This is a genomic window from Longimicrobium terrae (assembly GCF_014202995.1).
Taxonomy (GTDB): domain Bacteria; phylum Gemmatimonadota; class Gemmatimonadetes; order Longimicrobiales; family Longimicrobiaceae; genus Longimicrobium; species Longimicrobium terrae.
This window is the reverse complement of the sequence record NZ_JACHIA010000002.1, coordinates 590,773-602,561: the sequence shown is the minus strand read 5'-3', so window position 1 is coordinate 602,561 and position 11,789 is coordinate 590,773. Positions and strand designations below refer to the sequence as shown.

General features: G+C 68.1%; 11 protein-coding genes. 2 read left to right on the top strand and 9 right to left on the bottom strand.

Annotation, left to right across the window (positions count from 1 at the left end; genetic code table 11):
• Window positions 1-21: 21 nt before the first annotated feature.
• The 7 genes from HNQ61_RS05945 to trxA all read right to left on the bottom strand — a co-directional run bounded on the left by HNQ61_RS05945 (window position 22) and on the right by trxA (window position 7,078).
• Complete coding sequence (locus tag HNQ61_RS05945) at window positions 22-243, bottom strand: hypothetical protein (RefSeq protein WP_170037269.1); 222 nt, start codon at window positions 241-243, stop codon at window positions 22-24.
• A 337-nt stretch (window positions 244-580) separates the two neighbouring features.
• Complete coding sequence (locus HNQ61_RS05940) at window positions 581-3,148, bottom strand: helicase C-terminal domain-containing protein (RefSeq protein WP_170037271.1); 2,568 nt, start codon at window positions 3,146-3,148, stop codon at window positions 581-583.
• Between the two features lie 32 nt (window positions 3,149-3,180).
• Window positions 3,181-3,420: a hypothetical protein gene (locus HNQ61_RS05935; RefSeq protein WP_170037274.1), complete on the bottom strand. Its 240-nt coding sequence runs from the start codon at window positions 3,418-3,420 to the stop codon at window positions 3,181-3,183.
• Between the two features lie 120 nt (window positions 3,421-3,540).
• The gene (locus HNQ61_RS05930) at window positions 3,541-4,404 is read right to left on the bottom strand and encodes an SIR2 family protein (protein WP_170037277.1); all 864 of its coding nucleotides are present in this window, start codon (window positions 4,402-4,404) and stop codon (window positions 3,541-3,543) included.
• Between the two features lie 325 nt (window positions 4,405-4,729).
• Window positions 4,730-5,578 carry a 16S rRNA (cytidine(1402)-2'-O)-methyltransferase gene (gene rsmI, locus HNQ61_RS05925; RefSeq protein WP_170037280.1) on the bottom strand — a complete coding sequence of 283 codons (849 nt, stop codon included), beginning with the start codon at window positions 5,576-5,578 and terminating at the stop codon, window positions 4,730-4,732.
• Window positions 5,575-6,552, bottom strand: a complete 978-nt coding sequence (locus HNQ61_RS05920) for a hypothetical protein (RefSeq protein ID WP_170037283.1) — start codon at window positions 6,550-6,552, stop codon at window positions 5,575-5,577. The genes rsmI and HNQ61_RS05920 overlap by 4 nt, the downstream gene beginning before the upstream one ends.
• A gap of 187 nt (window positions 6,553-6,739) precedes the next feature.
• Window positions 6,740-7,078, bottom strand: coding sequence for a thioredoxin (gene trxA / locus HNQ61_RS05915; protein WP_170037286.1), 339 nt, complete (start codon window positions 7,076-7,078; stop codon window positions 6,740-6,742).
• Window positions 7,079-7,198: 120 nt separating this feature from the next.
• On the opposite strand from trxA, the gene mce reads away from it, so the two are divergent.
• Window positions 7,199-7,606, top strand: coding sequence for a methylmalonyl-CoA epimerase (gene mce / locus HNQ61_RS05910; protein WP_170037289.1), 408 nt, complete (start codon window positions 7,199-7,201; stop codon window positions 7,604-7,606).
• A 399-nt stretch (window positions 7,607-8,005) separates the two neighbouring features.
• Here the strand turns inward: mce and HNQ61_RS05905 are convergent, their stop codons facing one another.
• Window positions 8,006-8,470 carry a hypothetical protein gene (locus HNQ61_RS05905; protein WP_170037292.1) on the bottom strand — a complete coding sequence of 155 codons (465 nt, stop codon included), beginning with the start codon at window positions 8,468-8,470 and terminating at the stop codon, window positions 8,006-8,008.
• A gap of 146 nt (window positions 8,471-8,616) precedes the next feature.
• Window positions 8,617-11,235, bottom strand: coding sequence for an ATP-dependent chaperone ClpB (gene clpB, locus HNQ61_RS05900; RefSeq protein ID WP_205761890.1), 2,619 nt, complete (start codon window positions 11,233-11,235; stop codon window positions 8,617-8,619).
• Between the two features lie 355 nt (window positions 11,236-11,590).
• On the opposite strand from clpB, the gene HNQ61_RS05895 reads away from it, so the two are divergent.
• Window positions 11,591-11,779: a hypothetical protein gene (locus HNQ61_RS05895; RefSeq protein WP_170037295.1), complete on the top strand. Its 189-nt coding sequence runs from the start codon at window positions 11,591-11,593 to the stop codon at window positions 11,777-11,779.
• The last annotated feature ends 10 nt before the right edge of the window (window positions 11,780-11,789 follow it).

Sequence of the window (11,789 nt, the reverse complement as noted above, 5' to 3'; positions counted from 1 at the left end):
GGAGCGCCGCCGCCCTCTGCCTCACACCAGAATCGGCCTCCACGGAAGGATCTGTCGCCGCACCGGATCCAGCGAGCCGCACCTCACCATCCGCCGCAGTCCGCGCAGGCGGACTTCGTGCTTTTCCAGCGGCGAATTCATTCGCTCCTGGGCGGGCGGCCGCACCGAATCCATCGATCCGCGCCGCACCGTCCGCCGCAGTCCGCGCAGGCGGACTTCGTGCTTTTCTAGCGGCGAACTCATTCGCTCCTGGCGGGCGGCCGCACCGAATCCATCGATCCGCGCCGAACTCTCCGCCCCAGTCCGCGCAGGCGGACTTCGTGGTTTTCCAGCGGCGAATTCATTCGCTCCTGGACGGGGGGCCGCACCGAATCCATCGATCCGCGCCGAAGTTTCCGCCGCAGTCCGCGCAGGCGGACTTCGTGCCTTTCCAGCGGCGAATTCATTCGCTCCTGGACGGGCGGCCGCACCGAATCCATCGATCCGCGCCGGACCTTCCGCCCCAGTCCGCGCAGGCGGACTTTGCGCCGTGGTTGCCGCGACTTCAGTCGCCCGTGCTCCCCGCCTGCCGAGCGCGTCTTTATCCCGCCCGCCGCGTCTGCATCCGCTCGCCGTAGAACGCCAGCATCCGCTCCTTCACGACCTTCCACGGCGCCTGCACCAGCGGCGTGGGCGGCAGCGAATCCAGAAAATACCGCCCGTAGCTCTTCTTGGCGATGCGCCCATCCAGAATCAGCACCACGCCGTGGCACTCGCGCGAGCGCACCAGCCGCCCGAACCCCTGCTTCATGCGGATGGCCGCGTGCGGCAGCATGTAGTGGATGAACGAGTTGAGCCCCGCCGCCTCGATCGCCTCCACCCGCGCCGCCGTCACCGGCTCGCTCGGCACTTTGAACGGCAGCTTGGGGATGATGAGCCCGCGCAGCGGGTGCCCGGGCACGTCCACGCCCTCCCAGAACGACGTGGTGCCCAGCAGAATCCCCCGCCCCGACGCCGCGAACCGGTCCACCAGCTGCCCGCGCGGCGCCTCGCCGTGCACGAACAGCGGCCAGTCCAGGTCCGCCCGGCGCGCCCGCAGCTCCTGCGCAACGTGGCGCAGCGCGCGGTAGCTGGTAAAGAGGACGAACAGGCCGCCATCCGTGATCTTGGCCAGTTCCAGCGTGGCGCGGATCGTGGCCTCGTCGTGCCGCGGATCGGAGTCGCCGGCCGGGAGCGGCAGGTCCGTGGGTACGGCCAGCAGCGTCTGCTTCGAATAGTCGAACGGCGACGGGTAGACGGCTTCCTCCACGTGGATGTCGTTGGCGAAGTCCGCCCCGATCCCCAGCCGCTGCCGCATGAAGCGGAAGTTGCCCTGCGTGGCCAGCGTCGCCGAGGTCAGAATCACCGTCGGCACCTTTTCGAACAGCGTGTCGCGCAGCACCCACGACAGGTCCAGCGGCGCCGAGTTCAGCGTCAGGTTCCCCTCGCGCCCGTCGCGCGGCGGCTGGCGCTCCATCCACCGCACCAGCTTCATCTCCGACTCGCCCGGCCGCAGCGCCCCGCGCAGCGCGTCCGACGCCGCGCCGATGCGGTTCACGGACCCGCGCAGCTCCACCAGCTGCGGCTCCACCCCCTGCTTGAGCTGCTCGTCCGCGCCGATGCGCTCGCGAAGCTGCTCCATTCCCGACAGCAGCGTCTTCAGGTTCTCCAGCAGCCCCGTGAGCGCGTCGTCCAGCCCCAGCGGCCAGATGGGGTGCGCGGCGAAGTTTTCTTCCAGCCGGATCACGGGATCGCCCGCGGAAAACACGTCGGACAGGAACGAGAACACGGTGGCGGCGCGGTCGCGGCTGTCGTCCAGCGCGGGAAGCAGCTTTTCGTCAATCAGATCCAGCGCGGACTGCGCGATCAGGTCCGACTTCACCCCCGCGATCGCCGCGCGCAGGGAGGGAAACAGCCCCTTGCCGCGCGTTTCCAGCCTGCGCAGCGTGCGGAACAGCCCGCGCTTGCTCACGGTGCTGCCCAGGTGGCTGGTCGCCGCCTCTTCCAGGTTGTGCGCCTCGTCCAGAATCAGCCGCCGGTAGTGCGGCAGCACCGCCGGCGCCGTGTAGTTGCCCTGCGCGCGGCGGACGGCCAGGTCGGCAAAGAGCAGGTGATGGTTGGCCACCAGGATGTCGGCGGAGGCCGCCTCGCGCCGGGCGCGCTGGTAGAAGCAGTCTTCAAAGTGCGGGCACTTGGCGCGCAGGCACACGTCCGTTTCGGACTGGATCTCGTCCCACACTTCGGACGAGGGACGGAACGGCAGGTCGCTGATGCTGCCGTCCTCCGTGGTGTTCATCCACTCCAGAATGCCCTTGAGCTCGGCCTGCTTTTCCGGCTCCAGCAGCGTCGCCGCGCTTTCCTTGGCCAGCAGCGCGCGGCGGATGCTGACGTAGTTGCTGCGCCCCTTCACCAGCGCGAAGCGGAACGGCTGCCCCAGCGCGCGCCGCAGCAGCGGCAGATCCTTCTCTACCAGCTGCTCCTGCAGGTTGATGGTGTTGGTGCTGACGACCGTGCGCTCCTTGTTCTGCAGCGCCCAGCGGATGGCGGGAAGCAGGTAGGCGACGGACTTGCCCGTTCCCGTTCCCGCCTCGGCCACGCCCACGCCGCCGGTGTTGTACAGCCCGCCGATCATCCGGGAGAGCGCGCGCTGCTGCGGGCGGTCTTCAAAGCGGGGATGTCGCGCGGCCAGCGGTCCGCCGGGGCCCAGGTCCGCGTCGATGGCGTCCAGGTCCAGCGGATCGTTTTCGCGCGACTCCGGCGGCTCGACGACGACGTACATCTCCCGCGCGTCGTTGTCGATGATGGCGAAGCCCAGCCCCTGCTCCCACAGCCGCGCGGCGACGCCGAAGTCCGCCTCGGACGGCTCCAGGATGCCGGACGGATGGTTGTGGATGAGCAGCCCGCCGGCCTCCGGCTCCTTCACCAGCGCCAGCACCGCCCCCGCGTTGCCGCGGGCGACGACGCGCGGCTCCACCACTTCCCCGCCCTCGCCAATGCGCGCGACAAAGCACACCTCGTTGCCACGGGCGCGAGCGATCTCGCGGCGCAGCAGTTCGGCGGCGGCGGGGTTCAGAAAGAGTTCTACGGCGGAGCGCCGGGTTTCCACGTCGCGGAGTGCTTCCGGGTACAACGGGTGCGGCCCGGAGTGTCCGGGCCGCGCGGTCAGCCGATGGCCGAGGCGGGATCGGATTCGGCCAGCGCGTCGCGCAGTGCCTCCTCATCGTCCTGCTCGATCGCGTCGATCTGGATGAAGCCGACGCGCACGGGCTCGGCGGGATCTTCCGGGCACTGAAAGCGTGCCGCGTAGATGCCCAGCTCGGTGGGAGACGGATGGCCGTACTGGATCTCCACCAGCCAGCTCCGCTCCTGCTCGTCTTGAAAGATGGCCCTGTCTTTCGGCATGCGTTCGGTACAATGATAGTGGAGAGTGCGTTCCGCCGGGAGTGGACGCCGAACGCGCCGCGCCCGCCGGGAAGCTAACATGCTCCCGGCGGGCGCGGTACGTCGTGGACGCCAAAGGTGTCAGTCCGCCGCGATCTGATCAGCGAACGGGTCCACGTACGGCGAGGCGGCGCGAAGCTGTTCCAGCGCCTCCAGCACGGGCGCGTGATCGTGTCCCGCCTCGTACGAGATCGCGACGATGTTCATCTGCGACATCATGTGGGCAATTTCGAACGATCCCGCCCCGGCGACGAGCGCGTAGTGCTTGGGCAGGTGATTCTCAAAAATCAGCGTCAGTTCGCGCAGCGCCAAGTACAGATCCGGGTCGCTCAGGCTGTAGCCGATGAACAGAACCGTGTAGTTCAGGAACACGGAGTACAGGAACGCCCGGACGTGCGGGCTGCGTACGATCAGCCGGTCGTAGTCCCGGCTGGCCAGGATCACGCCGCCGGCGGCATGCACATCCCCGTGCATCTTGAAGACGAACGGGTCCGGCTCGAACAGGACCTGCGCCAGCCGGTCGAGATTGCTCGGCCCGAATCCGACGTTGGCGTAATCGCCACGCTCGAGCGCGATCGCGGACTCGATCAGCGCATCGTAGTTCGTGGTGATGATGCCGCGGTATGCCGTCCCCGCGATCGCCCGGTGAACTGGGAGCGGCGGCAGCTTGCGGCCGATTTTCTCCCGGAGTACTTCGCGGATGCCGCTGGGGCCGAGCACCCGCTGCGCGTACTCCGCCAACGTGATCCAGTCGTTGCGATCGGAGAACTTCTGCAGGCCCTCGATCTGGGCCAGGGGCATCTCGTTGGCTTCGTCGACCAGCGCCTGCACCAGTTCGGCCCACGTTGGATAGCCCGCCGCCACGGACAGGCCGGAACCTACGAACGCGATGCACTTGCCGCGGCGGACGGAGTTGATCAGTCGTTCAGGAAGCTTGATGGACATGGCGTCACCCGGGTAAGAGGTTGACCGCAAGGTAATGTAATCTGGACACCATTTCCAGTGCTGAACGTCCGTTTTGTAAAAGTGGTCCGAACGCTGGAACCAAAGGATCGGTGAGGGTTTTTCGCTATGTTTCAGCGGTGTCGGATAAGGTGCTCCCAATCCGCCGTCCGGCCGTAGCTGTCCAGATTGGCGAACCTGTGTCTGGGAGCCTTTTCGGTCGCCAAGGCAGAAGAGGAGGGACAGGCGATGATGCCCGTCCCTCCTCTTTCTCTGCGGCTCTGCGCCTCTGTGTGAGGCTTTTTTCGCCCGTCCGGCGCGCGGCGGATCAGGGCTCCGCCGCGTCCTGCGCGATGCGGTAGGCGTCGTTGCGGGAGATGCCCAGCCGGCGGCGCAGCTCCTTGGCGACGGCGCTGGGGGACTGGCCCTGGGAGAGCAGCGCCTTGGCGACGGCGTCGGCCGCAAGCTCGTCCACCTCGCCCTCCGCCACCGCGTCCGCCGTGCGCCCGGCGACGACGACGACAATCTCCCCAAGCACCTCCGCATCCGCGTAGCGCGCGGCGGCTTCGGTGAGCGTGCCGCGGAAGAACTCCTCGTGCATCTTGGTCAGTTCGCGCGCCACGGCCACGCGCCGCTCACCGCCGGCCGCCTCGGCCAGGTCCACCATCAGCCGGCCGAGCCGGTTGGGCGATTCGTAGAGGACGGAGGCACGCGGCGAGGCGGCCACCTCTTCCAGCAGTTCCGTCCGCTCCGGCCCCTTCCTCGGCGGAAAGCCGAAAAAGGTGAAGCGCTCCGCCTCGATCCCCGAAGCCACCAGCGCGGAGAGCAGCGCGGAAGCGCCGGGGATGGGGATGACGGGAAAGCCCGCCGCCACCACTTCGCGGACGATACGCGCGCCGGGATCGGAGAGCAGCGGCGTGCCCGCGTCCGACACGAGCGCCACGTTCTTTCCTTCCCGCAGCATCTCCACGACCAGCGTGGCGCGCGAGGCCTCGTTGTGCTCGTGCGCGGACATCAGCCGCGTCTGGATTTCCAGGTGGCGCAGCAGCATTCCGGTGCGCCGGGTGTCTTCGGCCAGGACGACGTCCGCGTCGCGCAGCGTGTCTACCGCGCGGCGGGAAATGTCGCCCAGGTTGCCGATGGGCGTGCTGACGATGTGCAGCGAAGGAGAAGTCAAATCGCGAGGGCCCAGGGAAGGCGGGCAAAGAATCCGTGCTCCTGCAGCACGAAGCGGCTGTCGCGTCCCACCTTTTCAATCATCGCGCCGGGATCCACGCCGTGGTGGTCGGCGGCGCTGATCAGCACCTCGGTGATCCACGCGGCCACGCCGTCCGTCAGCCCGTCCGGCGAGCTGACCGGGTCGCCCGCCACGCGCCCCTCCGGCGTGATGTCGAACGCGGCCACCACGGCGTGCTCGCGCGCGGCGGCCTTCTGCCCGCGCTGCAGCATGCCCAGCGCCGTCTCGCGCCCGGCGGAAAGCGCCAATTCGCGCAGCGTGCCGCCGATCATCCGGCGGTACAGATCCACCAGCCCCGGGCCCGCCTGCATGGGAAGCTCGTCCAGCCCGGGATACAGCACGGCCTTGAGGCTGGCCCCCGCCGCGAACACGGTGCGCAGAAAGTCCGGTATGGCCACGGACTCGCTGCGCTCGGCGAACCATCCCGTGCGGAACGAGCCCTCGTCAAAGATCAGGTAGTGGTGCCGCTCGCCGTCCGTCAGTTCCAGCACGCCGCTGAAGCCGCGCTCGCGCAGCAGCGGAAAGAGCCGCTCCGGGCGCGCGGACTCCAGCGGCTCCGTCCAGGGAATGGGCTCGGCGACCAGGGTGGAGAGCATGGCGCGCAGCTGGTCTTCGGTGGCGCCGTAGTAGCCGATCTGTCCGCCTTCTCCCCGCTCGCTTTCGGTGGCGCACAGGCGCAGCACCTCCGACAGCGCGGCGGGACCGCGCCCGGCGGGCGTCATCCTGGCGGCAAAGAAGGGTTCCCCGCCGCGCAGAAAGACCAGAAAGCACCGCTCCCCCAGCTGCACGCACACGAATCCCGGCACGCGCGCCTGCCGGTCGCGTTTTCCGTCGCTGAGAATGCCGGGGAGATTTACGTACGAAAGCTTGGTCCGCGGGAGATAGGCGGCGTCGGCGGGGAAGCGGTAGATCATGGCGGCGGTCGCGGGCCGATGAACGGGACGGGGCGGACCGTGGATGGAAGTCAGAAAGCGTGCCGCGATCCAAGCTGTTGCGGCGCAATCACGTAGCAGATGAGGAGGCGCCCTGGGCCTCGCAATCCGCAACCACCGGCGCGGAATGCGGTGCGGGCGCCCCGGGGGGACGCCCGCGTTCCGGAAATCAGGCCGCGGTCAGTTCCTGCAGCTTGCGCGCGAGCGCCTGCTTGGGAACCGCGCCCACCACCTGATCAATCACCTGCCCGTCCTTGAAGAACAGGATGGTGGGGATGGAGCGCACGTTGAACTTGGCGGCCGTCTGCTGGTTGCTGTCCACATCCAGCTTGCCCACCTTCACCTGGCCGGCGTACTCATCGGCCAGCTGCTCCACGAAGGGGCCGATCAGGCGGCAGGGGCCACACCACTCCGCCCAGAAATCCACCATCGAAACGCCGTCCGCGTTCGCGATCTCCGACTGAAAGTTGCCGTCGGTGATCTCCACGATGTTCGCGCTGGTCGCCATTGTCGTGCCTTCCCAGGTTCCATGGGCCACGGGGGCCCGGTGCGGTAGCCGCGCCCGCCGAGGCGGGCTATTTTCGCGGCTTCTACAGAGTGGTACACCTCAAATCGAAAACGGAGTCCGATGACCGAGCGTGCGCTGGACCACGTGGGAATCGCGGTGCACTCGCTGGACGAATCGCTCCCCGCGTTCGAATCTATCACCGGGCACAAGGGGTACGGCCGGGAGCGGGTGGATTCGCAGGGCGTGGAAGTCGTCTTCCTCGGCACCGGCGAAGGGCGGCTGGAACTGCTGGCCCCCACGCGCGAAGATTCGGCCGTCGCCAAGTACCTGGCCAGGCGCGGGCCGGGAATGCACCATCTGTGCTACCGCGTTCCGGACCTCGCCGCCGAGCTGGACCGCTACCGCGCCGAAGGCAAGCAGCTGATCGATGAAGCGCCCCGGCCGGGCGCCGCCGGCCACCTGGTCGCGTTCATCCATCCCCGCTCCACCAATGGCGTTCTGACGGAGCTTCTGCAGGCCGGCCACTGAGGTCCGGGCGGTTCCTGCGGCTGATCGCGACCAGGTTTCGAGAGCCGCCTGACGTGGATCGCACGTATCCGCATCCATGCCGCAAGGCGTCATCCTGAGCGAGCGTGCGCCCCCCTCTCCACCGGGCGGGGTCATGCGCGAGCGAAGGATCTACCATCCGCCGAGCCAACGTCGCGTGACGCACGCCCGTTCTCGCGGGGAGAGCAGATCCTTCGTCGGCGCCAGGGTTCGGCGCGTCGGCCGCATCGTCCGGCGCCTCCTCAGGATGACGCCATGGGCGAAACAACCGCCATCGGAACAACATGGACGGCTGTTCCGAGGATCATCCAAACAAGACAAAGAGCCTGCGCCCCGGAGATCGGGGCGCAGGCTCTTTCTTCGGTCAGGAGGACGAAGACGTCAGGAGCGCGGGCGAATCGCGGCCTGCATGTCCACCATCTCCACCAGCCACGTTCCCGCCGGCCCCTGCACCACCGTAAACGGCACCTGCCGGCTCTGCCGGCCCTGCCGCAGTTCCACCATGATGGTGCGCGCTTCGGGGCGGCCCGGCGTGTTGACCATGGCGTTGAGCGCGTACGACTCCGCGCGCAGCACCGAGGCAATGGCCTGCATGCGGCGCGCGACGCGCTCCGGGGCTTGCGACTCGGCCAGCGGTCCGCGCGCCGTGCCGAACAGGTATCCCATTTCGGTATACTTGCTCTGGCGGGCGTAGCCGATGAACTGCTCCACCGCCGATGCCGGCGCGGTCGCCTGCACCGCCGTCCCCGACGGTCCCGCTGCGGGTCTCGCGGTCGTGGCGCCGCCGCCGCACGCCGCGAGCGCGGTGGCGAGGGCCGCGGAAACAAGGAAATTCCTGGAACGCACGCGACCTCCGAAGAGGGGGAAACAGAGAAGTGCCCGGACGCGGCGGCCGTCGCCGCGCCCGGACAGTGTAACCGCTCGCTCCGCGCGTGGAAAGGACGGGGCGGAGAGCGCCGTCGCGCCCCCCGCCCCGCCCCGCCCCGCCCCGCTCACGCCGCCGCCGTCCGCCCCTCGGCGCTGAAGGTAAGCCCGCCCGCGGGATCACGGTCCACCCGCACCGTGTCGCCGTCCTGGAACTGCCCCTCCAGAATGCGCAGCGCCAGCGGGTTCTGCAGCAGGCGCTGGATGGCCCGCTTCAGCGGCCGCGCCCCGTACGCCGGGTCGTAGCCCTCTTCCGCCACGAACGCCTTGGCCGCATCCGTCATGTGCAGCGACAGCTTGCGGTCTGCCAGCAGCTCCTCCAGCCGGCGCAGCTGCAGATCCACGATGTGCGTCAGCTCGCCGCGGCCCAGCGGCCGGAAGACGATCACGTCGTCCACCCGGTTCAGGAACTCCGGGCGAAAGTGCTGCCGCAACTCGCCCAGCACCAGCTTCTCCACCTCACCCGCGGTGGCGGGATCGGCAAGGCGCGCGGCCTGGTCCAGAATCAGCGGGCTTCCGATGTTGCTGGTCATGATGATGACCGAGTTGCGGAAGTTCACCGTCCGCCCCTGGCTGTCCGTCACCCGCCCGTCATCCAGAATCTGCAGCAGGATGTTGAAGACGTCCGGGTGCGCCTTTTCGATCTCGTCAAACAGGATGACGGAGTACGGGCGCCGGCGCACGGCCTCGGTCAGCTGGCCGCCCTCCTCGTAGCCCACGTATCCCGGAGGCGCGCCGACGAGCCGGCTGACGGCGTGCTTCTCCATGTACTCCGACATGTCGATGCGCACCATGGCGTCTTCGTCGTCGAACAGGAACTGCGCCAGCGCGCGCGCCGTTTCCGTCTTGCCCACGCCCGTGGGGCCCAGGAAGATGAAGCTGCCGATGGGCCGGTTGGGGTCCTGCATTCCCGACCGCGAGCGGCGCACCGCGTCGGCCACGGCCTGCGTGGCCTCCGGCTGCCCGATGACGCGCAGGTTCAGGTGCTGGTCCAGCCGCGCCAGCCGCTCGCGGTCGCTCTGCACCATGCGGCTCACCGGAATTCCGGTCCACTGCGCCACCACCTCAGCGATGTCTTCCGAATCCACCTCTTCCTTGAGGTAGCGCGACGTCTTCTGCACCTCGCCCAGACGCGCCTCCTCGGCCTCCAGCTCCTTCTGCATCTGCGGGATGGCGCCGTACTGCAGCTCGGCCGCACGGTTCAGGTCACCGGTGCGCGAGACGCGCTCCAGCTCCACCCGCAGCGCATCCAGCTTCTCCTTTTTCTCGCGCAGGTCGCCGATGACGCTCTTTTCGGACTGCCACTGCGCCTTCATTCCGGACGAGCTTTCGCGCAGCCCGGCCAGTTCCTGCTCCAGCCGCTGCAGGCGCTCGCGGCTGGCGGGATCGCTTTCGCGCGAAAGCGCCTGCCGCTCGATCTCCAGCTGCATGATGCGCCGCTCCACCTCGTCGATCTCCTGCGGCAGCGAGTCGATCTCGATGCGCAGCCGGCTGGCGGCCTCGTCGATGAGGTCGACGGCCTTGTCCGGCAGAAAGCGGTCGCCGATGTAGCGGTTGCTGAGCGTGGCCGCCGCAACGATGGCGGGATCAGTGATGCGCACGCCGTGGTGCACCTCGTACCTCTCCTTGAGGCCGCGCAGGATGGCGATGGTGTCTTCCACGCTGGGCTCGCCCACGAACACGGGCTGAAAGCGGCGCTCCAGGGCGGCGTCCTTTTCGATGTACTGCCGGTATTCGTCCAGCGTCGTCGCGCCGACAAGGCGCAGCTCGCCGCGGGCCAGCGCCGGCTTGAGCATGTTGCCGGCGTCGGGCGATCCCTCCGTCTTGCCCGCGCCCACGATGGTGTGCAGTTCGTCGATGAAGACGATGAACTTGTCCGCCGAGTCCGACAGCTCCTTGAGCACGGACTTCAGCCGCTCCTCGAATTCGCCGCGGTACTTGGCGCCGGCCAGCATCGATCCGATGTCCAGCGACACCAGCGTCTTGTCGCGCAGCCCCTCGGGCACGTCGCCGTTCACGATGCGCTGCGCCAGCCCTTCGGCGATGGCCGTCTTGCCCACGCCGGGCTCGCCGATGAGCACGGGGTTGTTCTTGGTGCGGCGGCTGAGCACCTGCACCACGCGGCGAATTTCCTCGTCGCGCCCGATGACCGGGTCCAGCTTGCCGCGGCGGGCGCGCTCGGTGAGGTCCGTGCTGAAGCGCTGCAGCGCCTGGTATTTGTCTTCCGGGTTCTGGTCCGTCACCCGGTGCGAGCCGCGCACCTGCTCCAGCGCCTGCCGCAGCGCGTCGATGCCGGCGCCCTGCGCGCGCAGCATGTCGCGCGTGCTGAAGCCCTTTTCCGCCAGCCCCAGCAGCAGGTGCTCGGTGCTGACGTACTCATCCTTGAGGGTGCGCGCTTCCTCTTCCGCGCGGTCCAGCGCCTCGTTCAGCTCGCGGCTGATGGTGGGGTTGGATCCGCCGGACTGCTTGGGAAGGCGCGCTCGGGCGGCGTCCACCTCGGTGCGCAGGCGGGTGGTGTTCACCCCCACCTTCTGCAGAATGGGGACGACGATGCCCTCTTCCTGCTCCAGCAGCGCGGAAACCAGGTGCAGATCCTCGATCGTGGGGTTCCCCGCCTTGCGCGCCTGGTTGGAGGCCTCCTGAATGGCCTCTGCCGATTTGACGGTCAAGCGTTCAAAGTTGATCATCTATCTTCCATGTTCAAGCGGGTCAACAGCTTGTCTCATCCCGGGAACCGGATGCGATCTGAAGCGCCGCCTCGCGTTTCCGCGCGCAGCCGGCCTCTCCATTCCCGGGGGCTGACGGGTGGAAAGACAACTTCCATGCCGGGTTCAACCTGCCGAAACGTCAGCCTTTCCGCTCCCCCAAGCACAATGGACGAGCGCTCCGAACGGGAAATTGCATGCGGGTCTCCATCCAGTCGCGTTCGAACTCCGCCTCAACGGATTTAACACAAGTTATCAGTATTGATGTTTCGGTTGCGCACTCCTATTCTCCTAAGCAGCCGTTTTGTGTTGCTAGTCACTCACCCCCGCAATTTCGGTGGCCACGATGACGTCCCGCCGCGCGCTTCTGATCACCCCTGTTGTGCTCGGCGTGCTGTTCGCGATCGGAATCGCGCCCGCGCACGCCCAGGTGAAGTGCTACATCAAGAAGTGCGTGGAGTATCCGGATGGGAGCAGCGTCTGCGAGCGTACGCCCGTGGACTGCGCGACCGTCGAGATGCAGTAGGCCCGGCGTT

What these genes read in the sequence shown, in the direction of transcription:
- HNQ61_RS05945 (WP_170037269.1), bottom strand. Translation starts at nt 243, where the DNA reads ATGAGTTCGCCGCTAGAAAAGCACGAAGTCCGCCTGCGCGGACTGCGG.
- HNQ61_RS05935 (WP_170037274.1), bottom strand. Translation starts at nt 3,420, where the DNA reads ATGCCGAAAGACAGGGCCATCTTTCAAGACGAGCAGGAGCGGAGCTGG.
- HNQ61_RS05930 (WP_170037277.1), bottom strand. Translation starts at nt 4,404, where the DNA reads ATGTCCATCAAGCTTCCTGAACGACTGATCAACTCCGTCCGCCGCGGC.
- HNQ61_RS05920 (WP_170037283.1), bottom strand. Translation starts at nt 6,552, where the DNA reads ATGATCTACCGCTTCCCCGCCGACGCCGCCTATCTCCCGCGGACCAAG.
- trxA (WP_170037286.1), bottom strand. Translation starts at nt 7,078, where the DNA reads ATGGCGACCAGCGCGAACATCGTGGAGATCACCGACGGCAACTTTCAG.
- mce (WP_170037289.1), top strand. Translation starts at nt 7,199, where the DNA reads ATGACCGAGCGTGCGCTGGACCACGTGGGAATCGCGGTGCACTCGCTG.
- clpB (WP_205761890.1), bottom strand. Translation starts at nt 11,235, where the DNA reads ATGATCAACTTTGAACGCTTGACCGTCAAATCGGCAGAGGCCATTCAG.